Source organism: Streptomyces sp. VNUA24 (assembly GCF_029167005.1).
GTDB classification, from domain to species: Bacteria; Actinomycetota; Actinomycetes; order Streptomycetales; family Streptomycetaceae; genus Streptomyces; species Streptomyces scabiei.
In genome coordinates this window covers 4,787,048-4,811,172 of the sequence record NZ_CP119143.1, presented here as the reverse complement: position 1 = coordinate 4,811,172, position 24,125 = coordinate 4,787,048, and the positions used below count along the sequence as shown (strand labels likewise).

Here is a 24,125-nt window from a genome sequence, read left to right as displayed (position 1 = left end):
CGTTCTCGTGGTGTTCCCGCACGTGACCTACGCGAGGCGGTCCGACCGGGCCGACAGCGCGCGGGACGCGTACGCCCTCACGTCGGCGTCGGAATCCTTTGTGGCGGTGGTGAGGGCGGCGCGGGCCTCCTCGGTGGTGGTGTGGTGGGTGAGGGAGAGGACCGTGGCCTTGCGGACGTCGGCGTTGGGGTCGGTGAGGGTGGCGGTCAGGGCGGGCACGGCCACGGGGGAGGGAGCGGTGGACAGGGCCGTGGCGGCGCCGGCGCGGACCTGCCAGGCGGGGTCGGTGAGGGCGGTCACCGCTCGGGCGGCGAGCGGCGGCGGGCAGCCGACGGTGCCGAGAGCGGCGTAGGCGGCGGCGCGGACCAGGGGGTCGGGGTCGGAGGCCAGGGCCGTCAGGGCGGGGAGGACGGCCGGGGGCAGGGGGTGCGCGGCGTCCGCCGCGACCGTGGCCAGCGCCTTGGCGATCGTGACGCGGACCTCGCGGGAGGGGTCGGTGGCCGCGGCCCCGGCCAGTTCGGTGGCGGCGTCGACCGAGACGAGGGCGCGTACGGCCTCGATGCGGACGGCGATGTCGGAGTCCGTCAGGGAGGCCGCGTACAGGGCGGTGTCGCCGAGGCTCAGGGCGCGCAGCACGTCCAGGGCGACGGCCCGGACGACAGGGTCGGGCTCGGCCAGCGCGGCGGCGAGGCCGTCGCGGAGGGCGGGCTCGGGCGGGAGCGTCTCGACGAGTTCCCGGAGCGAGGCCGCCGCGGCGGCGCGGACCTCGGCGGCGGAGTCGCGGAGCGCCCCGGCGAGGGCGCGGCCGGTGCCGGGCGGGACCGTCTCGGTGAGGACGGCGACCGCCTCACGGCGGACGGCGGGCGCCGGGTCGGCCAGATAGGGCCGCAGCGCGGCGAGTTCGGGCTGCTCCTCGGCGAGGGCGAGCAGTTCGAGGAGGCGGGGGGAGGAGGTCTCGGGGGTGGGGTGGGAGGGGAGGGGGAGGGCCCCCTCCCCCGACCCGGCACTCGCCGCCCCCGGAACCCCCGGAACCCCCGCGGCCACCGGCGCCACCTCCCGGGACCCCGCCGTCGCCACGTTCTCCGCGTGGACCTCGCCGAGGTGGCGGGAGGGGCCGCCGACCGGGGTGAACTCCTCGACGGGCACGAGGTAGGGGGCGACGGGGCGGGCGGTGAACTCCATGGCACCGGAGGCGGACTTGCGCAGGTCGAGGTGGTGGAACCAGGAGGCGTCGTCGCGGTGGGGGTGGTCGAGGCGGTCGTGGTAGAGGCCCCAGCGGGACTCGGTGCGGGCCAGGGAGGCGCGGGCGGCCATCTCGGCGCAGTCACGGATGAAGGAGACCTCGGCGCAGCGCATGAGTTCGTGCGGGGTGCGGGCGCCCATCCCGGCGATGTCGTCCCGCATCCGCTCGAAGGACTCCAGCGCCAGGGACAGGCGGGCGCCGGACTTCGGCGGCGCCACGTAGTCGTTGACGAAACGGCGGAGCTTGTACTCGACCTGGGGCTGCGGAGGGCCGTCCGGGTGGCGCAGCGGACGGTAGATCAGGTCGTGCGCCGCGCGGAGCTGGTCGGCGGGCAGCTCGCCCTCGTACGGGGTGTACCGGGAGGCGTCCGCGCCCGCGAGATCGCCGAAGACGAAGGCGCCGATCATGTAGTTGTGCGGGACGCAGGCGAGGTCACCGGCCGCGTACAGGCGGGGGACGGTCGTACGGGCCTGGTCGTCGACGCGTACGCCCGAGGCGGAGTGGCCGCCGCACAGGCCGATCTCCGAGATGTGCATCTCGATGTCGTGGGTGCGGTAGTCGTGGCCGCGGCCCGCGTGGAAGGTCCCGCGCGTGGGGCGTTCCGTCGTGTGCAGGATCGACTCCAGGGCGGAGACGGACTCCTCCGGGAGGTGGCTCAGCTTCAGATAGACGGGGGCGCGGTCGGAGGCGATCTCGGCGGCGAACTCGGCCATCATCTGGCCGGACCAGTAGTCGGAGTCGACGAAGCGTTCGCCGTGCCGGTTGACCTGGTAGCCCCCGAAGGGGTTGGCGACGTAGGCGCAGGCGGGGCCGTTGTAGTCCTTGATCAGCGGGTTGATCTGGAAGCACTCGATGCCGGTCAGTTCGGCGCCCGCGTGGTAGGCCATGGCGTAGCCGTCGCCCGCGTTGGTGGGGTTCTCGTAGGTGCCGTAGAGGTAGCCGGAGGCGGGCAGGCCGAGGCGGCCGCAGGCGCCGGTCGCGAGGATCACGGCTCCGGCGCGCACGGTGACGAACGCGCCGGTACGGGTGTGGAAGCCGACGGCCCCCACCGCCCGCCGGTCCTCGCCCTGGCCGGCCGTCAGCACACGCACCGGCATGACCCGGTTCTCGATGCGGATCCTCTCCCGCATCTCCCGGCGCCGCAGCTGCCGGTACAGGACCTTCTTGACGTCCTTGCCCTCCGGCATCGGCAGCACGTACGACCCGGAGCGGTGCACCTGGCGGACCGCGTACTCGTTGTGCTCGTCCTTCTCGAACTTCACCCCGTACGACTCCAGCCGGCGCACCATGTCGAAGCCGCGGGTGGCGGTCTGGCGGACGGTGGACTGGTCGACGATGCCGTCGTTGGCGCGGGTGATCTCGGCGACGTAGTCGTCCGGCTCGGCGCGGCCCGGGATGACGGCGTTGTTGACGCCGTCCATGCCCATGGCGAGGGCGCCGGAGTGGCGCACGTGCGCCTTCTCCAGGAGCAGGACGTCCGCGCCGTGCTCGGCGGCGGTCAGGGCCGCCATGGTGCCGGCGGTGCCCCCGCCGATGACGAGGACGTCGCAGGTCAGCTCCTCGGCGTCGGCGAGCGCCGGGATCGTGAGGGAGGTCTCCACCGTGTCCACCGGGATGCCTTTCGGGTGTTCCGGTACCTGAGTGCTCGGATGCCTGAGTGGCTCGGATGCCTGGGTGCTCGGGTACCTGGGTGCGCGGATTCTGGGGTGCTCGGATGCCTGGGTGCGCGCTCGCTCAGCCGCTGAGCGAGGTCAGGACGTCGCGGCGCAGGGCCGCGCGCGCCGGGTCGTCGTGGGCGGCGCGGTCGCGGGGGCGCGGAACCTCCCGTACGGCGGTGAGCCGGCCGGAGCCGAGGAGGGCGACGCGGTCGCCGAGGAACAGGGCCTCGTCCACGTCGTGGGTGACGAAGACGACCGTGGCGCCCGTGCCCCGCAACACCTCCACCAGCAGGTCCTGCATCCCGGCGCGGGTCTGTGCGTCGAGCGCGCCGAACGGCTCGTCCATCAGGACGGCGCGGGGGAGCCCGGCGAGCGCGCGGGCCAGCTGCGCGCGCTGGCGCTGTCCGCCGGAGACGCGGTGCGGGAGCTGCCGGGAGTACTCGGCGAGCCCGACCCGGGCCAGCCACGCCTCGGCCTGGGCGCGGCGTTCGGCGCGGGGCACGCCCCGGACGGCGAGCGGGAGTTCGACGTTGGCGCGCAGGGTGCGCCAGGGCAGGAGAGCGTCCTCCTGGAAGACGAGGGCGCGTTCGGCCCCCGGGCCGGTCAGCGGGGCCCCGTCCTGGGTGATCTCTCCGGCGAGCGGTGGCAGCAGGCCCGCCAGGGTGCGCAGGAGGGTCGACTTGCCGCAGCCGGAGGGGCCGACGACGGTGAGGATCTCGCCGGGGGCGATGTCCAGGCCCACGTCCGTCAGGGCGACGGCGTCGGGACGGCCGAGGTCGGCGCGGTGGAGAGCGAGCCGGGTGCCGCGCCCGGCGGCGGTCGCCCGCCGCCCCTCGGCGGGCGGTGCCGGTGTCCCCGCGCTCTCCCCGGCGGCCGGGGCCGGGGCCGGTGTCCCCGTCCCCTCCTCGACGGCCGTCGCCGGTGGCCGCGTACGGACCTGGGCCGGGGTCTCAGACGAGGTGCTCATCACGTGCCTCCTCGGGATCGGTCGCGGCGGGACCGGTCGCGGCGGGATCGGTCGCGGCGGGGGTGGTGGCCACGGCGTTGGTGGTGGTCACGGCGTCGGCGGTCGCGGGGGCGGTCTGCGGTCCTGCGGCGCGGGGCGCGGTGGTGCGCGGCCCCCGGGGACGGGCGGCGGGAGCGGTGGACGTGCGGGGCAGCCAGTGGGTCAGCCGGCGGCCGATCAGCTCCACGGCGGTCGACGTCAGCCAGCCCAGCACCCCGATCGTGGCCATGCCGACGAAGACGCCGGGGTAGTTGACGACCGTGTAGTCCTGCCAGGTGCGGTAGCCGACGCCGTACTGCCCGGAGATCATCTCGGCGGAGATCACACAGATCCATGACACCCCGATGCCGACCGACAGTCCGCCGAAGATGCCCGGCAGCGCGCCCGGCAGGACGACCGAGGCGAGGATCCGCCCGCGGCCGCCGCCCATCGTGCGGACCGCCTCCTCCCACACCGGGGTCAGGGCCCGTACCGCGTGCCGGGTGGAGACCAGCACCGGGAAGAACGCGGCGGTGAAGGTGATGAAGACGATGCCCTGCTCGTTGGAGGGGAACAGCAGGATCGCCACCGGGACGAGGGCGATCGCGGGGATCGGGCGGATCACCTCCAGGACCGGCCCGAGCAGGTCCTCGGCGAGGCGGGACCGGGCCACGAGGATGCCCACCGCCACCCCCAGCACCGCGGCCAGCAGGAAGCCGGTGAGGATGCGGGTGAGGCTGTCGGCCAGGTCGGTCCAGTAGTCCGGACCGGTCACCCGGTCCGCGAAGGCGTGCGCCACGTCGGTGACGGTGGGGAACTGCGAGAAACGCAGCCATACGTCGACGTCCAGGCTGGTCAGCAACTGCCACAGGGCGAGGGCCGCGACCAGGGACAGGGCGCGCAGGCCGTAGCGGGCGGCGGGACGGGGGCGGGGGCCGGGCGTCCGCACGCGCCGGGCGCCGGTTTTCGCGGGGCGGCTCACGAGGCCCGTTCCAGGGCGGCGGCGTAGGTGATGACCTCGGCGTCGTCGTGTCCGGCGACGTACGCCTTCGCCGTGGCCGGGGCGACGAAGGGCAGCAGCCGGTCGCCGTCGGCCACCCACACCGCCTTGTCGGCGAACCACTGGGTGCCGGTGGTGGCGTCCGGGACGTACGCGGCGCGGATGCCGTCCTTGTGTCCGGCGACGTAGGCGAGGAGTTCGCCGGGGGTCTCGAAGGACTTGGTCCCGTCGGCGTTCTTCGGCCAGACCTCGCTCGCGGCCGGGGCCGGTTCCGCCGCGAGCTGCTGCGCGTAGGAGGCGCCGAGGGCCTTGCGGACGTACCGGTCGTCGACGAAGGCGTCCACGTCCACGTCGCCCGTCAGCTTCGCGGCCTTGAGGACCGGCACGTCCTTCTTCAGGGCGGCGATCAGTGCGGGCTTGAGCGCGGGGTCGAAGGTCGCGATGCCGTGGGCGCCGTTGTAGAGGTAGACGACCTCGGCGGGCAGACCGGTGGCGTCGGCGACCTTCTCGGCGGCCTCGACGGGGTGCTCGTGGAGGTAGTCCGTGGCCTTGGCCTGGGCCTTGAGGAAGGCTTCCAGGACGACCGGCCGCTGTCGCGCGAAGTCCTCGCGGGCGGTCACGCCGTGGAAGGTCGGCAGGTCCAGTTGGGCCCCGTCGTACAGGGCCTTCGCCTTGCCCTGGTACGTCAGCAGTCCGGGCCAGGCCACGAACTGCGACAGCGCGTCGGTGCTGCCGGCGGAGAGGGCGGAGGCGCCGACGGCCGGCTGCTGGTTGAGCTTCTCGATGTCCTTGTCGGGGTCGAGGCCAGCCTCGCGCAGCGCCCGTACGAGGGTGCCGTCGGCCGCCGACCCGATGCTCGTCGAGACCTTCCTGCCCTTCAGGTCCTTGAGCGTGCCCAGCTTCGAACCGGGCGCCGTGACGATGGTGTTGAGGCCGCCCCGGAGGTTGTAGCCGGTGGCCGCGACGAGCCGGGTGGGCTTGCCGAGCTGCTTGCCGCGGGCCGCGTTGAGCAGCAGCGGGAAGTCGCCCATCGAGCCGATGTCGATCTTCCCGGCGGTCATCTGGGCGGTGATGGGGGCGCCGGTGGCGTAGTCCTGCCAGTCGACCTTGTACGTGGTCTTCCCGCCCAGCGCGTTCAGCTCGTCCTCGAAGTAGCCGAGGGAGCGCAGGAGGGTGCCCGCGGTGACGGTGTTGATGGTCTTGGACTGGTAGCCGACGGTGACGGTGACCGTCCCGCCGTCCGCCGCGGTGTCACTGCCGTTGCCGCAGGCGGTCAGCGTCAGGGGCAGCAGGAGGGCTGTGGCCAGGGTGACTGCTGTGGTGGCTGTGGTGGTCTTCATGGGAGTTCGGGCCTCTCACCGGAGCGGAGCGTTCAGCGGAGCAGGTAGGGCATGTTGACCGTGACGGCGCCGGTGGGACAGCGGGCCGCGCACGGGCCGCAGTACCAGCACTCGTCGACGTGCATGTACGCCTTGCCGTTGCTCTCGTCGATGGCCAGGGAGTCCAGCGGGCACATGTCCACGCAGAGGGTGCAGCCGTCGATGCACTTCGACTCGTCGATGGTCACGGGCACGTCGGCCCGCTGGGGCGCCACAGGCATGGCTGTCTCCAGGGAGGGGTGGAACAGGGGCTGTTACAGGGAGCGGTGCAGCAGACCGCTCATCGAGATGCGGTCGCCGCGGAAGCGGATGAACTCCAGGTCGACGGGGCGGCCGTCGGCGAGGTGGGTGAGCCGTTCCAGCATCAGGACGGCCGAGCCGCGCGGGGCTTCGAGGACGGCGGCGGAGTGGGTGTCCGCGTTCACCGCCTCCAGGGTGATCTCCGCGTGGCCGAGGCGGTGGCCGGTGATCGTCTCCAGCAGGCGGAAGACGTCGGTGTTCTCCAGGTCGGCGCCGAGCAGTGCCGTGCCGAGGTCCAGGGAGCCGAGGGCTAGGGGGATGTAGGTGAGGTCGAGGGAGAGGGGGAGGCCGTTCAGGCGGCGCAGGCGCTCGATGTAGAGGACGTCGGTGCCGGGCGTGAGCCGGAGGCGGTCGGCCACGGGGGCGGGGGCCGGTGCGGGGCCCATGGTGCGGACCTCGTTGGTGACCGTGCCGTGTTCGCGGAGGGTCTCCGCGAGCCCTTTCAGATGGTCGAGCCCGTGGGGGTACTTCCGGGCGACGACGACGGTGCCGACACCGGGGAAACGTTCCACCAGACCCTCGGCGCGCAGCAGGTCCAGGGCCTCGCGGACCGTGTTGCGGGTCGCGCGGTAGTCGGTGGCGAGGACGGACTCGTGGGGGAGGGTGCCGTCCCCGAAGCCGCCGGTGAGGAGCTGGCGGCGCAGGAGGTCGGCGAGCTGTCGCGCCTGGTCCGCACGCAGCCGGCGGCGCGCGCGGTGGGCGGCGACGGTGGTCGCGCCCTGGCCGGCGTGCTCTCGGACGCGGTCGGTGGGTGGCATGTTTCGAACCATACCGAAATGGTGGGGAAGGAATTGTTGCCGAAGTATTGCGCCACGTCGCCACCCCGGCCCGGCGGTTCTGAGCAGCGGTTATGCGACGGCGTGACGAAGATCTGCCACCGCCCCGTCCAGCAAGTGGGACAGGAAGGCCGCCAACTGGGACACCCTCTCCCCACACCCCGCGCCCCCGAAGGGGCGCGGGGAACGGCGCGAGCAACCACGACGCACGCGGGCGCCGCCGACGAGCCCCGGCCGTTACGGCGAGGAAGCGCCCGTCGGCGCGCAAGTGCGAGGCGCAGCTGATCTGCTGCCGCGCCCCGACAAGGGGCGCGGGGAACGGCGCGAGCAACCACGATGCACGCGGGCGCCGCCGACGTACCGCGGCCGTCACGGCGAAGAGGCGCCGCCCGGTGACCGAGTGCGGGGCGCACTGGAGCCGCCCCCGCTGGTCCGAAGGGGCGCGGGGAACGGCGCGAGCAACCACGACGCACGCACGCGCCGCCGGCGAACCGCCGCCCTCACGGCGAAGAGGCGCCGCCCGGCGACCGAGCGCCGGGTACACCCGACCCGCCCAACACCCCACCGCAGGCGACTAGTCCCGCGCCCGCACCCGCCCCCTCACCTCGCCCAGTTCCACCCGCGTCCCCCCGGGCCCGGGGGCCCAGCCCGTGAGGGTCACCTCGTCGCCGTCCTCCAGGAACGTCCGCTTGCCGTCGGGGAGATCGAGGACGTCCCGCCCGTTCCAGGTGAGCTCCAGCAGCGAACCCCGCTCACCCGCCTCCGCCCCGCTGACCGTGCCGGACCCGTAGAGGTCGCCCGTACGCAGGGACGCGCCGTTGACGGTCATGTGCGCCAGCTGCTGCGCGGCCGTCCAGTACATCGTGGAGAACGGCGGCTCCGAGACGACCTGCCCGTTGATCGCGACGCTGATCCGCAGGTCGTACCCCCCGAGGTCGACGTCCGGCCCGGAGTCGTCCAGATAGGGCAGCAGCGGATGCGTGCGCTCCGGCGGCGCCACCCGCGCCTCGTCCAGGGCCTCCAGCGGAGTGATCCACGCCGAGACGGACGTCGCGAAGGACTTGCCGAGGAACGGACCGAGCGGAACGTACTCCCACGCCTGCAGGTCACGGGCGGACCAGTCGTTGAGCAGGCAGAGCCCGAACACGTGGTCGCGGTAGTCCCGCAGGCCCACCGGCCGCCCCATCTCCGAGGGGACGCCCACCACGAACCCGACCTCCGCCTCGATGTCCAGGCGTACGGACGGGCCGAACACGGGCGCCGGATCGGCGGGCGCCTTGCGCTGCCCGGACGGCCGTACCACCTCCGTGCCGGAGACGACCACCGTGCCGGACCGGCCGTGGTAACCGATCGGCAGATGCTTCCAGTTGGGGGTCAGCGGGTCCGGGGAGTCGGGACGGAAGATCCGGCCCACGTTCCGCGCGTGGTTCTCCGAGGCGTAGAAGTCGACGTAGTCGGCCACCTCGAACGGCAGATGCAGACGTACGCCGGACAGCGCGTGGAAGTGCGGCGCGATCGTCTCCCGGTGCGAGGGCACCGTGAGCCACGCGGTCAGCGCCCGGCGGAGGTCCGACCAGGCGGTGCGCCCCGCCGCCAGCAGGGGGTTGAGCGTGGGGTGGGCCAGGAGCGCCGCGTACGGGGAGCCGAGGGCGTGGGCCGCGGCGGCGGCGTCCAGGACGTGGTCGCCGAGGCGGACGCCGACCGTACGGGCGTCGGAGCCGGCGGGGGAGAAGACGCCGTAGGGGAGGTTGTGCGGCCCGAAGGGGTGGCCCTCGGGGACGTCGAAGGGATCGCCTTCGGGGACATCGAAGGGGGGCATCGGGTGCTGCCTCGCTCTCGTGCTTTCCGTCGTTCCTCTGGTCGCGGCACACGTTACGGGGCGGTGCGAAGATCGGGGAGTGTCTGAAGAGTGCGCAATGTGCCGGTAAGGGAGTGGAAGGGGAGAAAGGTTCCGCCTTGATGGCCCCCGGGGGACTCGGGCGGGCCGAGATCCGGGGGTGGGGGGCCGGCGCGCGGGTGCGTGTGGTGGCGCGTGGCCGGGGTGTGGCGGCCGTCGGCGCGCCCCCGTGGAACCGGCCACGGCGACGCCCCGGCCCGCCGTCCGGAACGGCCCGGTCGTGGCGCGAGGGCTCGACGGACGGACGTACGGACGTACGGAACTGCGCGAGGTCGCCGGCGGCGGGGGTGCGGCGGGCCGGTCGCGGGGTGCGTGCGCGGGATCGGCGGACGGGCGGCGCCCGGACCCGCAGGCCGAGACAGGTCGGCTGAACTACCGTTCGGGCAAAGGGTGTTGACGCGAGGGGCGGTCGCGGTGGCCGGGATGCCGGACGTCGTCCGGCGACCGTCGAACCGATGGGGTGTGGCATCCGTATTCTCTGATCATGGCCGCTCCCACCGCATATTCACTCATCGCCACTGACCTGGACGGAACGCTCCTGCGCAATGACGACACGCTCTCCGACCGGTCCCTCGCCGCGCTGGCGCGGGCCACGGGGGCGGGTGCCAGGCACCTCGTGGTGACAGGACGGCCGGCGCCCAGAGTGCGCCCACTGCTGGAGGATCTCGGCGGCAGGGGGCTCGCGGTGTGCGGACAGGGCGCGCAGTTGTACGACCACGGCGCGGACCGGCTGCTCTGGTCCGTCACCCTGGACCGCGAGCTCGCCGAGACCGCGCTCGGCAAGATCGAGGCCGAGGTCGGGCAGGTGTACGCCGCCGTCGACCAGGACGGCGTCGACGGCCTCACCCTGATCGAGCCCGGCTACCTCATGCCCCACCCCACGCTGCCCGCGGTGCAGGTGCCGCGCCGGGACGACCTGTGGTGCGAGCCGATCAGCAAGGTGCTGCTGCGGCATCCCTATCTGTCGGACGACGAGTTGGCGTCGGCGGCGCGGATGGCGGTCGGCTCGCTGGCGACGGTCACCATGTCGGGGCCCGGCACCGTCGAACTCCAGCCGTGCGGCATCACGAAGGCGACGGGCCTCGCCCTGGCCGCCGACCATCTCGGGCTGACCGCGGACCGGACCATCGCCTTCGGCGACATGCCCAACGACATCCCGATGTTCGACTGGGCCGCGTACGGGGTCGCCATGGCCAACGCCCACCCCGAACTCAAGGCCGTCGCCGACGAGGTGACCCTCTCCAACGAGGACGACGGCATCGCGGTGGTGCTGGAGCGGCTCTTCCCGTGAACGGGCTGTTCCCCTGGGCCCGCCGGCCCAGGGGAGCAGATGGAGCAGATGGAGCAGATGGAGCAGATGGAGCAGATGGAGCAGATGGAGCAGATGGAGCGGATGAGCCGCAGGGCTCAGTAGGCGCCGAAGACGTTGTCGATCGAGCCGTACCGGTCGGCGGCGTAGTTGCACGCCGCCGTGATGTTCGCGACCGGGTCGTACGGGTCGTACGGGGTGCCGGACACGTGGTACGCGGCGAACGTCGGGTCGATGACCTGGAGGAGGCCCTTCGACGGGGTGCCCGCGGCGGCGTTGGAGTCCCAGTTGTTGATGGCCAGCGGGTTGCCCGAGGACTCGCGCATGACGTTGCGGTAGATCCCGTTGTACGTGCCGGGGATCCCCTTCTGCGCCATGATGTCCAGCGACTCGCGGATCCAGCCGTCGAGGTTGTTCGCGTAGGTCTTGGCCGACGCCTGCGTGGCCGTGGACGTCTTGGACGCGGTCGACGCCTTCTTGGCCGCGGCCGGCTTGGTGCCGTTCAGCTTCAGCTTCAGGCCCGGGCGGATCAGCGCCGGGTTGTCGCCGATGGCCGCGCGGTTGTTCTTGTACAGCTGCTGCCAGCCGCCCTTGGTGTGGTGCTTGCGGGCGATGGAGGAGAGCGTGTCGCCGGAGACCACGGTGTACGTCGTGGCCTTGGGCACCACCGCGGCGGGCGCGGCCTGCGGGGCCGACTGCACGGAGGCGGCGGCCTGGGCCGGGGCGGCGGCGTTCGCGGTCGTGGCGACCGTGAGCGGAAGGGCCAGCGCGGCCCCGCCGGTGCCGGCGGCGAGGAGGCCACGGGTCAGCGCGTTGCTTCTGGGACGACGGTGTTTGCCTTGTGCGGGCATGCTGAATTCCTCTCCGTCGCCTGCGAGGTGAGCTGTCGGGTTCGGGCTGGAGATGCCCGGCCTCGCACGTCGTCCCGGCGGCCGCTGTGCGTGCGGCGTCCGCTGGGCGTACTGCGCGTGGCTTCACCCCTAGCCGGTCCGAAGGGGGTTCTTCGGACCGACGGCTTACCTGGGTCCCCCGCTCCTGCCGTGCGTGGATGAGTGGTGATGGGTGGGGAGTCCGGGGCGGCGGCAGGATTCGGCGGTCCGTCCGGACGAGGTGTGAACGTATGCGAGAGCACACGATCGGAACAAGTCCTGGTTTGGCGCTTTGGTCCAGTTGACCTTGAGTTTGCTGCGATTCGACCCAAGATCGGCTCTTCGTCTCCTGGCTCAACTTGCCTACCGCAAAGGGAAAGTCGACGGCATGGCGGGCGGGCGTCGCGTGGCGGGCCGGAGAGGGCTGGTGACTCAACTCACGGGAGGAGTCGGGTGAAATGACGGTAAGTGGTAAATCGGTCAACTCGGACCTGGAGGGGCAGGTTCAAAAGGGGCGAAATCGGGACGTGTGGTGAAGGGGATGGTGGGTCCGGGGCGGGCCGGGGGCGGCGGGGGTGCCGGCCGGAGGTGTGGCTGGAGGTGTGGCTGGAGGTGCGGTCGGGGCGCGGAGGCGTTTCCGCGGGGGAGAACGGGTACGCGTCGCGGGTGGGCGCGGGCAGGGGTGCGGGCCCGGGCGTGGGCGGGCGCGCGGGTGGGCGCGGACGGGTGCGGCACGCGCGTCGATGGATATCGGCGTGTATGAGTTGATCAAGAATGGGAGGAGTGCGGTCCCATACCACTCCAGGCGAAGCCGTGGGCGCTCGCGGTGATCGAAAGGTGACCGGATACGCTGACTCGGGTGATGACAGCGACAGATCGACAAACCGTGTCATCGACCGTGAGAGCGACCTAGACCGACCGTGTGACCGTCATCAGACGTCAGCAGACAGGAGAACCCTCGTGACCGTCGTCGAGCCGTTCGGGCTGAGCGCGCGGGACCAGGCTCTCGAAGCCGATGTCCAGGCCGGAATGGCGGCCGTCGAGGAGGGTCTGCTGGAGGCGACCAAGAGCGAGGTCCCGTTCATCCAGGAGGCCGCCCAGCATCTGCTGCGCGCGGGGGGCAAGCGGTTCCGCCCGCTGCTGGTGATGCTCGCGGCGCAGTTCGGCGACCCCTACGCGCCGGGTGTCGTGCCCTCGGCGGTGGTGGTCGAGCTGACCCATCTCGCCACGCTGTACCACGACGACGTGATGGACGAGGCCGAGGTGCGCCGGGGCGTGCCGAGCGCCAACGCCCGCTGGGACAACTCCCTCGCCGTCCTCACCGGCGACTTCCTCTTCGCCCGCGCCTCGCACGTCCTCGCCGACCTCGGTCCCGATGCCGTCCGCATCCAGGCCGAGGCGTTCGAGCGGCTGGTCACCGGGCAGATCCTGGAGACCGCCGGGCCGCGCGACGGGCGCGACCCGATCGACCACTACCTCGACGTGCTCGGCGGCAAGACCGGCTCGCTGGTCGCGGTCGCCGGACGGCTCGGCGCGCTGATGGCGGGCGCCGACGAGACCGTGGTCGACGTGCTGACCCAGTACGGGGAGCGCCTCGGGGTGGCCTTCCAGCTCGCGGACGACGTCCTCGACGTCGCCTCCGACTCCCACGAGTCCGGCAAGACGCCCGGCACGGACCTCCGCGAGCACGTGCCGACCATGCCGGTGCTGCGGCTGCGCGAGCGGGCGGGGCGGCTGGGGCTGCCGGACGACATCGCCCTGTGCGAGCTGCTCGACTCCGACCTGACCGACGACGCCCGCCTCGCCGAGGCCCTGTCCCGCCTCCGCGTCCACCCCGCGCTGGAGCAGGCCCGCCGCGACACGGTCCGCTACGCCGAGGAGGCCCGGTCCGCCCTGGCACCGCTCCCGGAGTGCGACGCGAAGGCGGCCCTGGTGGAACTGTGCGACGCGGTGGTGCACCGGGCCGGTTAGCCCCGCCGCGGGCCACGGGGTCGGTTGGCTGTGCTGCGGGCTACCGGGGCGGTTTGCCTCGCTGCGGGCCACGGGGTCGGTTGGCTGTGCTGCGGGCTGCCGGGTCGGTTGGCTTCGCTGCGGGCCACCGGGTCGGTTGGCTTCGCTGCCGGCCTGCGCGAGGGCGGGGCCTGTCGGGGCCGGCCCCGGTGGGGTGCGGCGGTCGTCGCCGGTTCGCGGTGCGCGGGGTGCGGGGTGGGGTCGGTGGCCGGGCTCCTGGACCCATGCCGGTCGGCCGCTGGCCGCCGACGGGCGTGAGAGACGTGCGCGGTCGACCACCTCGGGCCCCTGGCCGCCCGGCTGCCGGGCCCGGTCCTGCCTCGTCCCGCAGGACTACATCGCGTACACCTCCCGGCTGCCCTGTCCTGCGCTGCCCTGCGCTGCCCTGCCCTGCCCTGCCCTGCCCCGCCCTGTCCTGTCCTGCGCTGCCCGGCCCGTCCTCGGCACCCCACCCCCCAACGGGCCCCGCACCCGTCGTAGGCCCGGCGGTGCCCCTGACCGGTACGGGCCCGCTGTTGTCCCCCGGGCGCCCGCGCCCGTGCGGGGCGGCAGGCGTGGGCCGGTGGTGTCGGGGTACTCCGACCACACCCCCGGCGGCCGTCCGTCCCGCACGACCCCTACGGGTCGGGTGGACGTTCGGACGCGTTGTGTCATCCCGTAGCAGTACGCCGAGTTGAGCCCGGAGTCTGACGCTTCTCCCCGGCCGATTTGGTCAGATGGGTATCACCACTCCTCACCGATTCGGGTGAGAATGGCGGCTCCTAGAAGATGCCGCCGCCGACGACGGAGGTAAGGCACACATGGCACCGTACGAAACCGACGACAGCGCCCGGTCCGGCGACGCCGCCGTGCTCGCGGCCGAGGCCGAGGAGACGCGCTCGGCACGGCGACGCAAGGCCGCGCGGTACGTCGTCCCGGTCACCGTGCTGGGCGTCGCCGCCGCGACCATCGGGCTCGTCCCGGCCTTCGCCGGCTCCGGTGACCCCGATCTGCCGAAGATCAGCGCGCAGGAACTCATCGAGAAGATCGCAGCGTCGGACGTGGAGCAGGTGTCCGGCACGGTGAAGATCACCACGGACCTCGGCCTCCCCGACCTGGGCGGCCTCGCGGAGGGCCTCGTCTCGCAGGCCGCCCCCTCCGGCGGGGACGGCGCGGACGGCGGCTCGGCCGCCGACCCCTCCGCCAAGCTCCTCGAACTCGCCGCCGGCACCCACACGTTGCGGGTCGCCACCGACGGTCCCGACAAGCAGAAGCTGTCGCTGCTGGACGACGCCGCCGAGTACAGCGTCATCCACAACGGCGACGACCTGTGGGCGTACGACAGCGCCTCGAACGAGGTCTACCACGCGACCGACGCCGGCGCGGGCAAGGACCAGCGCGGGCCCAAGGGCGCCCCCGACGGGTCCGAGGACGTGTCGGGCACGCCGCAGCAGCTCGCCGAGGAAGCCCTGAAGGCCGTGGACGACACCACGTCCGTGACCGTCGACGGGACCGCGCGGGTCGCCGGACGGGACGCGTACAAGCTGGTGATCGAGCCGAAGCAGTCCGGTTCGACGGTCGGGGCGATCTCGATCGCGGTCGACGCGAAGACGGGGCTGCCGCTGAAGTTCACGCTCACCCCGGCGAGCGGCGGCTCGGCCGTCGTGGACGCGGGCTTCACGAAGGTCGACTTCGGCAGGCCGAGCGCCTCGACGTTCGACTTCACCCCGCCGAAGGGCGCCAAGGTCACCGAGGCGGACGAGGCGGGCAGGCAGGGCGACCACGAGTCCGGCTTCGGCGACTCCCTGTTCGGGGAGCCCGGCAAGGGCGAGGGGTTCAAGGACGGGAAGAACACCGAGTCCCGCAAGGAGAGCAAGGGCCCCCGTGACTCCGGGAAGGGGTCCGAGGACGAGTTCGCGAGCGGGCGCGACGGGTTCAAGACGATCGGCAAGGGCTGGAGCACCATCGCCGTGTTCGACGACGGCGCCGAGGGCGGCGGCCTGCCCACCGGCGGCGAGTCCTCCGGCGACGCCCGGGTCGACGGCTTCATGAACTCCCTCGGCGACCCGGTCAAGGGCGAGTTCGGCTCGGGTACGGTCTTCAAGACCCGGCTGATCAACGTCCTGTTCACCGACGACGGCGCGGTGTACGCGGGCGCCGTCACCAAGGACGCGCTGGTGAAGGCGGCCGACGCGGCGAAGTAGCGATGTCGGCCGGTGGGCCGGGGCGGCGACACCGCCGCCCCGGCCCACCGGCCGTACCCGAGGGGAGCCATGACCGACGCAGCCATCCACACCCAGGGGCTGACCAAGACCTTCCGCGGCGGCCAGGTGGCCGTGGACCACCTGGAACTGACGGTGCCCGGCGGCAGCGTCTTCGGCTTCCTCGGCCCGAACGGCTCGGGCAAGACCACCACCATCCGCATGCTGATGGGCCTGATCGAGCCGACCTCCGGCACCGCCCGGGTCCTCGGCCTGCCCATGCCCCGCTCCACCCGGACGGTGCTCCCGCACGTGGGCGCCCTCATCGAGGGCCCCGCGCTCTACGGCTTCCTCTCCGGCCGCGACAACCTGCTGCGCTACGACTCCGCCGACCCCACCGCCGACCCGTGCACCCGGAGCGCACGGGTCGCCGCCGCGCTCGACCGGGTGGGGCTCGCGGCCGCCGCCGGCAAGAAGGCGAAGGCGTACTCGCTGGGCATGAAGCAACGCCTCGGCCTCGCGGCGGCGCTGCTCCAGCCGCGCCGCCTCCTCGTCCTGGACGAGCCGACCAACGGCCTCGACCCGCAGGGGATGCGCGAGATCCGCTCACTGGTACGGGAACTGGCGTCCGACGGCACCACCGTCTTCCTCTCCTCCCACCTGCTCGACGAGATCGAGCAGGTGTGCACCCACGCCGCCGTCATGGCCCGCGGCCGGCTCGTCGTCCAGGGCCCGGTGACCGAACTGGCCGCGGGCGCGCGCGGCCGTCTCGTCGTCCTCACCCCCGATACGGCGGACGCGGCCCGGGTGCTGAAGGAACAGGGCGTCGGGGACGTGGTCGTGACGGAGGACGAGGGAGCCGGGGGCGGCCGGGTGACGGCGGAACCGCCGGCCCCCGAGCGCGACCTGGCCGAACTGAACGCCGCACTGGTCGCCGCGGGCGTCCGCGTCCGCGGCTTCGCCCTCGAACGCGCCTCCCTGGAGGACGCGTTCGTGGCACTCACGGGGGAGGGCTTCGATGTCGCGGGTTGACACGCCGGAACCGGCCGCCACGGCCACCGCCGCAGCCGTCCCTCTGGCTGCCGCAGCCCGCAAGCCCAGCCTCCTGTGGACCCTCGGCCTTTTCCGCAGCGAGCTGCTGACCACCTTCCGCCGGTGGCGGACGATCGCGCTGCTGGGTGTGCTCGCGGCGGTGCCGGTCCTGGTCGGCATCGCGGTGCGGATCGAGACGGGGGACGGGTCCTCGGCGGGCGGCGGCCCGGACGGCGGTGGCGGGCCCGCGTTCATCGCGCAGATCACCAACAACGGGCTGTTCCTGGTGTTCACGGCCCTGGCCGCGACCCTCCCCTTCTTCCTGCCGATGGCCGTGGGCGTGATCGCCGGGGACACGATCGCGGGCGAGGCGAACGCGGGCACCCTGCGCTATCTGCTGGTCTCACCGGCCGGCCGTACCCGGCTGCTGCTCACCAAGTACGCGACGGTCATGACGTTCTGCCTGGTCGCGACCCTGGTCGTGGCCGTCTCCGCGCTGGCGGTCGGGGCACTGCTGTTCCCGCTCGGGGACCTGGCGACGATCTCCGGCACGAGCATCAGCTTCTCCGAGGGCCTGCTGCGCGCGCTGCTGATCGCCCTGGCGGTGGCCGCCTCGCTGACCGGGGTGGCGGCCCTCGGCCTGTTCGTCTCCACCCTCACCAACAGCGGTATCGCCGCGATGGCCACCACGGTCGGGCTCCTCATCACCGTCCAGATCCTCGACCAGATCCCCCAGCTCGACGCCCTCCACCCGTACTTCTTCTCCCACTACTGGCTCTCCTTCGCCGACCTCATGCGCGAGCCGGTCTACTGGGACGACCTCCAGCGCAACCTCGGCCTCCAGGCCCTGTACGCGGCGGTGTTCGGCTCGGCGGCGTGGGCGAGGTTCACGGCGAAGGACATCACCGCCTGACACCGCCTCAGGCGACGACGGCTTCCGTGTCGTAGGGGAAGCGTGCGTACGGCGGCTCGTCGGGCCCGGCGAAGAACGTCTTCGCGCGGGTGAGGGCCGCCGTGTCGCGGAGCACGTCACCGGGCTTGCTGCCGTTGCCCAGCAGGACTCCGCCGAACCGCATGCCCAGGTACGCGGCGGAGTGATTGAGCGTGCCGATGAGCGGCTCGGCGACCTCCTCCTCTTCGTGCGCGAGCGCGGTGACGCCCCACAGGGTGCGGCCGGCCATCGTCGCCTTGAAGTCGACCCCGGGCGTGCGCAGCCACCCCGACCAGTGGTCGAGGTACCGCTTGACCTGGGCGGACACGGAGTACCAGTACAGCGGCGACACGATCACGAGGTCCGTGGCGGCGAGCGTGGTGTCCAGCAGCAGTGCCCTGCTGTCGCCCCGCGGCCGTACGTGATCAGTGTCGTGCCGCAGATCGGCGAAGTCGGGCAGCGGGTGCGCCGCGAGGTCCAGCCAGCGCTGCTCGACCCCCTCGGGCAGCTGCTCGGCGGCCGCGCGGGCCAGCATCTCGGAATTGCCGTCCGACCGGCTGCTGCCGAGGACGAACAGGAAACGTCGGGTCATGGGCTCCCCCTGGGGCGGTGCGTGGATCGGCGGCGCACGACGACTACATGCATGAACAATATATGCGCATGCATGAGTCTGCCAAGGGGAAACTCCGGGGGACGCCTGCCGTGCCGTACGGCGATTCCCTCAGTCCGTGTCGGGCGTGGACTCGACCTTGCGCAGGACCACGTACTGGTCGTCGCCGGTGGCCGGCTTCTCGATCCGCTCGAAGGTCCAGGTCTGGTCCCGGACGGGGAAGGTGTCGCCGATGCCCAGCTCGAATTCCCGGTTCTCGTCGGTGATGACGATGAGGTAGACGGTGGCGGGGCTGTCGTCGGGGACTTGTACGTGACGCACGATGAACCGTGCGCCTTCGGTTCGTCCTTGCGTACCGCTGCGCAGCGCCAGTTGGTTGATCACAGTGTCACTCCGTGGTTGTGTAGCGGTTCTTCAGGTGCTTTCTGAACTCCTTGACAGAAAGCGGGTCCGGGTCCGCCCCGTTGTGCGGGTCTCGTAGGTGTATCAGCCCTCTGTCGTCTACCTCGGTCAGCTCATACGCATGTTTCTCGATGAGCCCATGCGGCAGGGGTCGGGAGTCTTTCTGGATCGCAATGGTTCCCACGAGTATCGGATGTCCATCGACCAGCTTCTCTCGGAATGTGTCCAAGAGCTGTCGGTCCGGGCTGCGGCCTTGCGGGTCGTACCGGGTGGGGAAGTCTTGGGTGTAGGCGGGCTCGCCGGTGAGCTGGGTGAGCAGCTCGGCCCGAACGTTGGGGTTGCTGCCTCGGTCCAGCCTTGCGTATCCCGAACTCGGCTTGGCCCGGTCCTCGCTCCATGTCTGATCGACTCCCGCGATGGCTTTCTCCAGGATGGAGGGCCAGGCCACCTCGCTGTTTCCTGAAGTGGCGAACACGGGGCTTTCTGAACTCATGGTCAGCGTGGGCAGATCTGGTGTGACACTCAGGGTGGTGACGGCACCCGTCGGTTGATAAAGACGCCAGCTGTCTGCATTGGGAGCGTATGTGGTCTGGTGGAGCGTCACTTCGTATGTTCCGTCGTCGTTCTCGCGAACGCATTGTGAAATCAGCTCTGGGCGATGCCCGGCGACCGCACCCATGGTCGCGATGACCCCGCAGTCGTTGAGCATGCCCTGCTGCGTCTGCTCCCGGGCCGGTGGGCCGTCGAAGAGGGGGAGGCGTGTGCCGTCGGGGCGGTCGAGAGGGGTGCCGTACTCGATCAGTGGCCCTATCCCCGGCAGGTCCACATTGTTGAAGTCCGGTCTGTCGATCGTCGCTTCCTTCGGCACCGGTACATCGGCCGGTTTCCCCACGTGCGAGAACACGTCGTGCGCCCAGTCGAGGAAGCCGCCCTCCGCCGTGTCGTCCGGCTCCTCGGCCTCGAAGGGATCGGGGGCCTCCGACAGGGCGGCCTGCGTCATGTCCGTCCGGGTCGGCTGCTCGACCATTGCCGGTTCCGTCGGCACCTCGCTGTCGACGGGGTGCGGTTCGGGTGCCGAGTCCGACTCGGTCGTCGCGGGTCCGGGCGCGGACGCCTCCGGCGGGGCGGGCGTCATGTCGCCGGAGGCGGCGGCCGGTGCCTCTGAAGGATCCGGGGCGTCCCTGGGGACGGCCGCATCCGGGGTCTCCGGGGTGGCGGTTTCGTCGAGATCCTCCGTGGCCTCGATCGGTGGTGGCAGGTCCGTCGGCTCCACCGGGGCAGATGCGTCCACGGGAGCCCTGGGAGCCACGGGCTCCGCAGACTCCGTGGGTTCCGGAGCTTCCAGGTCCTCCCGGGCTGTCGTCGGCTGCGGTGCCTCCAGCGGGTCCGGGGGCTCTGTCGGCTCCAGGTTCTCCGCCCGCCCGGCTGGTTCCGTCGGATCGCTGGGTTCCCTCGGTGCCTCGGGCGGGTGGGGTTCCCCGTGCTCCGCAGGGGCCGGTGTCTCTGCCGGAGTCGGTGCCTCCGTGGGTTCCGGAGCTTCCAGGTCCTCCCGGGCTGCCGCCGGCGCTGGTGCTTCCAGCTGGTCCGGGGGCTCCGTCGGTTCCGGGGCCTCTGTCGGCTCGCCCGTCGGGTCCGGTGCGTCCGTCGGGTCCGGTGCTGTCTCCGGGGGTGGTGGCTGTTCCGTGGGGCGGTCGCTCATGTGGAGGGTCCGGGGGTGGTGTGGGCGCGGTAGAGGCGGACCCACGGGAGGGTCTTGCGCTGCCAGGCGGCGCGGGCAAGGTGGATGAAGACGCAGGCCCGGTAGTCGCGCAGGGCGTCCGGGGCGGAGTCCCGGAGGGGGACCGTGTCCGCCAGCTCGGCGACCCACTCCGTCGTGTCGCTCCACCAGGCCGACTGCTCCGGCTTGGACTTGGGGTACCGAGCGACCCGCTCCTTGAGATCCTTCGCGTTCTCGGGCCAGACGGCAGTACTCGCGCGGGAGCGGAACGCACAGCGGTGGGCACAGCCGTCGCACTCGGGAAAGGGGGACAGGGCGTCGGACACCGGCGTCACCTCCGCCGCGAAATCACGGAAGCGGGAGGCCAGTTCAGGGGAGGTGGCCAAAGGAGCCCGGTGCACGCCCGCCTGCCGCGCCGCCGCCGCGCGGACGTCGGGCACCGTGATCAGAGCCGGGCGGTCGAGGCGGTCGTGGTGGGCGAAGGCGTGAAAGGGCTCCAGGGTGGCCGCGTAGCGCTCCTGGTCCGGGGAGAAGCGCATGGTGCCGCCGATCAGCTCACGATCGGCGACGGCGGGCAGCCGGTGCATGACCTTGAGGTTCGTGTTCTTGTACGCGTCCTCCACGAGCTTGCCGGGAACCTGCTCGACGATGACCACCCCCTCGCCGTACTTCCGGTTCTCGGCGAGGGTGTTGGCGAAGGCCTGCGCCGCCCGCGCCTGGGCGTTGCCCTCCTTCGCGTCACCGGACTGGGCGAGGGGCCGGCCGAGCAGACGGTGTGCCTCCTCGATCACGGTGACGTGGGAGAGCGAGCCGCCGGGGCGGTTCGCCTTGTAGTGCTCGGTCATCGTCTGGAGGATCAGGGCGGTCACGAGCGACTGTTCCTTCTCGTTGTCGCCGATCGCCGCCAGCTCCAGAACCACCGGGCGGCGCAGCAGTTCCGCCACCGGGTAGGAACGTGCCACGTCCAGCGTGCTGCCGCAGGCGCCCTCGGCCAGCGACTCGGCCCGCAGCCGGGACGCGGCCACGATGTTGTCCCGCACCTCGCCGGAGTAGTCCAGCCGCTCGCACTCCCGGCGCATCTCGGCGATGAAGTCACGCAACGTGGGCCACTCGTGGTCGGGGCCCGCGATGTCGGTCGGTACGACGCCCTTGCGCGCGTACGTGGCCCGCAGCGCCCGGTTGTAGATGCCCGGCAGCGGGTCCCACAGGCCGAACGCCGCGTCGAAGCAGGCCAGCAGCCCGGCCACATGGGTGCTGATGCGCACCCCGGCCGGCACCTCGAACGGGTTCAGGCGCAGGGGAGCCGTCGTCTCGTCCCCCACGGTGAGCACCACGAGGTCCTCGAACCCGGGACGTGTGGCGAGCCAGCGGTAGTCGTCCAGCTCGGAGTTGACCGGCTCGATGACGAGGAACGGAACCCGGTGGTCGCGCCACAGCTGCTCGCAGAACGCCAGGGTCGTGTTCGTCTTGCCCGAACCGGTGGTCCCGACGAACAGGGCGTGCCGAGTGAGGTCGTCCAGTCCGATGCCCAGAGGCCCGGCCGGGGTGTCGTGGACGAGCTGGCGGCCCAGGGTGATCGCGGGGCCGTCCGCGCGGTAGGCCGTCTCACCGGCGAGACCGGGGCGGCGCACCGGGAAACCGGTCATGTGGCCGTTCACCGCCAGGGGCAGCCGGAACGCAGCTCCCGCTTCGCGGGCGTCCACCAGCTCCGCGAGGAGCCGCAACTGCGGCGAGAGCGGTTCGGGCAGCCGCCACCAGTGGTCGCCGCCCCAGCGCCCGTGCTCCAGGGTGGTCAGCCCCTGCCAGGCGGCCGGGAGTTCACCGGGGCCGGGCCAGGCCACGCTGTGCGCCGGGCCGCTGAACGTCTCCGTGAGCACTCCCTGCTCACGTGCCCGTTCCTGCGGGGACACCGTCGCGCCGGCCAGCTCGGCCAGCGACTCCGGGATCCTCGCGGGTGAGGCCAGGGCGATCCGGATGCGGAAGGCGCGGCCGGTGTAGCGGCGCGCGGCGTCGGCGTACACCCGGGAGGCGTCCACGGCGAAGGCGTCCGGGGCGAGCTGGGCGCCCGGCGACCACAGACCGTCCGGCACCTGGCCCTGGGTGCCGAGCCGGCCGTACTGCGTGGCGACGCGGTGCAGCAGCGGTCCGAGGTCGTCCGGTACGACGTACGGTTCCAGGCCGATCGTGAGCATCACCGGGTACGGGTGCTCGGCCAGCGCCCGCCACAGCGCGTCCCACGGTGGCGCCGACGCGGTGAACGGCTGGGGAGAGAGGTAGTACCGCACTCCCGCGTCGGGACGGTTGGGCACCCCGGCTCGGTACCGCTTGCGGATCTCGGCCACACCCGCGACGGGCTCGGGCGTGAACGGGGTCAGCAGTCGTGTCACCTCGGCCGGGTCCTCGACCGGGCTCGCGAGCACATGGCGGGGCAGTGCGGCCAGCCGGGCGCGCAGCGCGAGCGCGGCCGCCTCCGCCCGGTCGGGCGTGGCCGCCGACACACGGCCGAGCAGGGCGCAGGTCATGCCCCGCTCCGCTGGATCGGTGAGGTAGCGCAACTCGACGCGCTCGCCGTGTGCCGTGCCCCACTGGCCGGTCAGCCAGGCCGTCTCGGCGGCGACCGCCTTGATCCGGCGGTCGTCCTCCGCGAGATCCGCGTACTCCCGGGTCTCGGTGAGATCGGCCGCGGCATCGACGCGTACCGCCGTCCAGGCCCAGACGGTCGTCCCGTCGGACACGGTCGGCACGCCGGCCGCCGTCCGGTCGGTGGCGCTCAACTCCCGTTCCAGTGCTGCCCGTTCGTGTCCATCGGGGCGTGCGGGGCGACGGGCGGTGCCGGCGGTGCCATGGGTATGTGACCCGTCGGACCCGCCGCCGGGTATCCGGGCGTCGGCTGCCCGGCCGGGTACACCGGCGGGGCAGGAGGTCCGGGCGGGGCGGCCGGGGCCGGGGCCGACCGGACCGGTGGCTCCTGGCCGAAGGCCGAGGCGAGGGGCACCTCGATGCCCTTGATCGCGATCTCCACACCTTCACGGGCTGCCGAGTGCACCGCTTCCCGCATGGCGCGCGGCCGGTCGGTGCGCAGCATCTGGTTGAGGCTGCCCGCGCGGTTCAGCATCGACGCGACGACATCCTTCACGAAGTGCCCGATCACGACGGCGCCGGAGCGGCTGCGCCACATCGTCCAGCCGACGTAGAGGCTGGTGCCGTAGGCGAAGACGGTCACATAGGCCACGTACCGGCCGCTGGTGACGACCAGTCGGTTGTGCACGACCTCCGGCGCGATGTCGCTGCGGATCCGGGCGGGAACGGCGGTGACGGGGATCCGGCGGCCGGTCAGCGCGGCGTAGATCGTCGCGTACGCGGAGGAGGAGGCCGCGGCCTTGTCCTCCAGGAGTGTCTTCCATTCCGAGATCGGCTCGTTCTGCCGGACCAGCAGGAAGACCACCCAGAACATGATGATCGAGAGAATCAGACCGGGGCCGAGGGCGTCGACGTCGGCCGTCAGGAGGGCCGGCAGCAGACCGACGACGAAGAAGACCAGGAACGACGCCACGGCCGCCTGGAACCACAGCTGTCTGACGGTCCTGAACTCCACGGACTCGTCGAAGCTCAGCTCGACGTCCCGGTACTGCAGCGTCTGATTGCGGTACGCCACGTTCGCGCCGACCGCGCCGGAGGCCGCCCAGTCGACGGGGCTCCCCGTCCCTGTCGTGTCCATCGTCCCCGTTCCCCGTCTCCCCGTGCCACGTTCTCCGCGCGCACGTATCCCCGTACACAAGTAGCCCGTAAGCCCTGGCGATTGATCACCCTAGACCAAGGCTCTGACA

General features: G+C 72.3%; 18 protein-coding genes and 1 riboswitch. Of the genes, 5 read left to right on the top strand and 13 right to left on the bottom strand.

Features of this window, described 5'->3' with window-relative positions; translation table 11 throughout:
• Positions 1-27: 27 nt before the first annotated feature.
• The 7 genes from PYR72_RS20345 to fahA form a co-directional block, all read right to left on the bottom strand.
• Positions 28-2,826 (bottom strand): fumarate reductase/succinate dehydrogenase flavoprotein subunit, encoded by a 2,799-nt coding sequence (locus tag PYR72_RS20345; RefSeq protein WP_275460464.1) that lies wholly within the window; start codon positions 2,824-2,826, stop codon positions 28-30.
• Between the two features lie 151 nt (positions 2,827-2,977).
• Entirely contained in the window at positions 2,978-3,868 is an 891-nt protein-coding gene (locus tag PYR72_RS20340) for an ATP-binding cassette domain-containing protein (RefSeq protein WP_275456640.1), read from the bottom strand.
• A complete protein-coding gene (locus PYR72_RS20335; protein ID WP_275456639.1) occupies positions 3,852-4,868 on the bottom strand; it encodes an ABC transporter permease in 1,017 nt (338 codons plus the stop codon). Before PYR72_RS20335 ends, PYR72_RS20340 begins: the two co-directional genes overlap by 17 nt.
• The gene (locus PYR72_RS20330) at positions 4,865-6,226 is read right to left on the bottom strand and encodes an ABC transporter substrate-binding protein (RefSeq protein ID WP_275456638.1); all 1,362 of its coding nucleotides are present in this window, start codon (positions 6,224-6,226) and stop codon (positions 4,865-4,867) included. The genes PYR72_RS20335 and PYR72_RS20330 overlap by 4 nt, the downstream gene beginning before the upstream one ends.
• A 32-nt stretch (positions 6,227-6,258) precedes the next feature.
• Positions 6,259-6,486: a ferredoxin family protein gene (locus tag PYR72_RS20325; protein ID WP_037723925.1), complete on the bottom strand. Its 228-nt coding sequence runs from the start codon at positions 6,484-6,486 to the stop codon at positions 6,259-6,261.
• Between the two features lie 33 nt (positions 6,487-6,519).
• Positions 6,520-7,323, bottom strand: coding sequence for a GntR family transcriptional regulator (locus tag PYR72_RS20320; protein ID WP_275456637.1), 804 nt, complete (start codon positions 7,321-7,323; stop codon positions 6,520-6,522).
• Between the two features lie 592 nt (positions 7,324-7,915).
• Complete coding sequence (gene fahA / locus PYR72_RS20315) at positions 7,916-9,160, bottom strand: fumarylacetoacetase (RefSeq protein WP_275456636.1); 1,245 nt, start codon at positions 9,158-9,160, stop codon at positions 7,916-7,918.
• A gap of 562 nt (positions 9,161-9,722) precedes the next feature.
• Here fahA and PYR72_RS20310 point away from each other — a divergent pair.
• Positions 9,723-10,529: a Cof-type HAD-IIB family hydrolase gene (locus tag PYR72_RS20310; RefSeq protein WP_059083536.1), complete on the top strand. Its 807-nt coding sequence runs from the start codon at positions 9,723-9,725 to the stop codon at positions 10,527-10,529.
• 116 nt (positions 10,530-10,645) lie between these two features.
• Here the strand turns inward: PYR72_RS20310 and PYR72_RS20305 are convergent, their stop codons facing one another.
• Positions 10,646-11,398, bottom strand: coding sequence for a LysM peptidoglycan-binding domain-containing protein (locus PYR72_RS20305; RefSeq protein ID WP_275456635.1), 753 nt, complete (start codon positions 11,396-11,398; stop codon positions 10,646-10,648).
• Between the two features lie 4 nt (positions 11,399-11,402).
• Positions 11,403-11,608: riboswitch (cyclic di-AMP (ydaO/yuaA leader) on the bottom strand.
• Between the two features lie 768 nt (positions 11,609-12,376).
• Here PYR72_RS20305 and PYR72_RS20300 point away from each other — a divergent pair.
• The 4 genes from PYR72_RS20300 (at position 12,377) to PYR72_RS20285 (ending at position 17,551) form a co-directional block, all read left to right on the top strand.
• A complete protein-coding gene (locus PYR72_RS20300; RefSeq protein WP_275456634.1) occupies positions 12,377-13,387 on the top strand; it encodes a polyprenyl synthetase family protein in 1,011 nt (336 codons plus the stop codon).
• Between the two features lie 839 nt (positions 13,388-14,226).
• The gene (locus PYR72_RS20295) at positions 14,227-15,609 is read left to right on the top strand and encodes a sigma-E factor regulatory protein RseB domain-containing protein (protein WP_275456633.1); all 1,383 of its coding nucleotides are present in this window, start codon (positions 14,227-14,229) and stop codon (positions 15,607-15,609) included.
• A gap of 69 nt (positions 15,610-15,678) precedes the next feature.
• Positions 15,679-16,638, top strand: coding sequence for an ABC transporter ATP-binding protein (locus PYR72_RS20290; RefSeq protein WP_275456632.1), 960 nt, complete (start codon positions 15,679-15,681; stop codon positions 16,636-16,638).
• A complete protein-coding gene (locus PYR72_RS20285; protein ID WP_275456631.1) occupies positions 16,625-17,551 on the top strand; it encodes an ABC transporter permease in 927 nt (308 codons plus the stop codon). The genes PYR72_RS20290 and PYR72_RS20285 overlap by 14 nt, the downstream gene beginning before the upstream one ends.
• Positions 17,552-17,558: 7 nt before the next feature.
• Here PYR72_RS20285 and PYR72_RS20280 read toward each other — a convergent pair whose 3' ends face one another.
• The 5 genes from PYR72_RS20280 to PYR72_RS20260 form a co-directional block, all read right to left on the bottom strand.
• Positions 17,559-18,161 carry an NAD(P)H-dependent oxidoreductase gene (locus tag PYR72_RS20280; RefSeq protein ID WP_275456630.1) on the bottom strand — a complete coding sequence of 201 codons (603 nt, stop codon included), beginning with the start codon at positions 18,159-18,161 and terminating at the stop codon, positions 17,559-17,561.
• A gap of 129 nt (positions 18,162-18,290) precedes the next feature.
• Complete coding sequence (locus tag PYR72_RS20275; protein ID WP_275456629.1) at positions 18,291-18,563, bottom strand: DUF6406 domain-containing protein; 273 nt, start codon at positions 18,561-18,563, stop codon at positions 18,291-18,293.
• Positions 18,564-18,567: 4 nt separating this feature from the next.
• Positions 18,568-19,854, bottom strand: coding sequence for a C2 family cysteine protease (locus tag PYR72_RS20270; protein ID WP_275456628.1), 1,287 nt, complete (start codon positions 19,852-19,854; stop codon positions 18,568-18,570).
• A gap of 422 nt (positions 19,855-20,276) precedes the next feature.
• A complete protein-coding gene (locus PYR72_RS20265; protein WP_275456627.1) occupies positions 20,277-23,072 on the bottom strand; it encodes a DUF87 domain-containing protein in 2,796 nt (931 codons plus the stop codon).
• Positions 23,069-24,016 (bottom strand): hypothetical protein, encoded by a 948-nt coding sequence (locus PYR72_RS20260; RefSeq protein ID WP_275456626.1) that lies wholly within the window; start codon positions 24,014-24,016, stop codon positions 23,069-23,071. The genes PYR72_RS20265 and PYR72_RS20260 overlap by 4 nt, the downstream gene beginning before the upstream one ends.
• Positions 24,017-24,125: the final 109 nt, after the last annotated feature.

Bases quoted from the DNA above. Each gene is read 5' to 3' on its own strand.
- PYR72_RS20340 (WP_275456640.1), bottom strand. From the start codon at position 3,868: ATGAGCACCTCGTCTGAGACCCCGGCCCAGGTCCGTACGCGGCCACCG.
- PYR72_RS20330 (WP_275456638.1), bottom strand. From the start codon at position 6,226: ATGAAGACCACCACAGCCACCACAGCAGTCACCCTGGCCACAGCCCTC.
- PYR72_RS20325 (WP_037723925.1), bottom strand. From the start codon at position 6,486: ATGCCTGTGGCGCCCCAGCGGGCCGACGTGCCCGTGACCATCGACGAG.
- PYR72_RS20320 (WP_275456637.1), bottom strand. From the start codon at position 7,323: ATGCCACCCACCGACCGCGTCCGAGAGCACGCCGGCCAGGGCGCGACC.
- fahA (WP_275456636.1), bottom strand. From the start codon at position 9,160: ATGCCCCCCTTCGATGTCCCCGAAGGCGATCCCTTCGACGTCCCCGAG.
- PYR72_RS20310 (WP_059083536.1), top strand. From the start codon at position 9,723: ATGGCCGCTCCCACCGCATATTCACTCATCGCCACTGACCTGGACGGA.
- PYR72_RS20305 (WP_275456635.1), bottom strand. From the start codon at position 11,398: ATGCCCGCACAAGGCAAACACCGTCGTCCCAGAAGCAACGCGCTGACC.
- PYR72_RS20295 (WP_275456633.1), top strand. From the start codon at position 14,227: ATGGCACCGTACGAAACCGACGACAGCGCCCGGTCCGGCGACGCCGCC.
- PYR72_RS20290 (WP_275456632.1), top strand. From the start codon at position 15,679: ATGACCGACGCAGCCATCCACACCCAGGGGCTGACCAAGACCTTCCGC.
- PYR72_RS20285 (WP_275456631.1), top strand. From the start codon at position 16,625: ATGTCGCGGGTTGACACGCCGGAACCGGCCGCCACGGCCACCGCCGCA.
- PYR72_RS20280 (WP_275456630.1), bottom strand. From the start codon at position 18,161: ATGACCCGACGTTTCCTGTTCGTCCTCGGCAGCAGCCGGTCGGACGGC.
- PYR72_RS20260 (WP_275456626.1), bottom strand. From the start codon at position 24,016: ATGGACACGACAGGGACGGGGAGCCCCGTCGACTGGGCGGCCTCCGGC.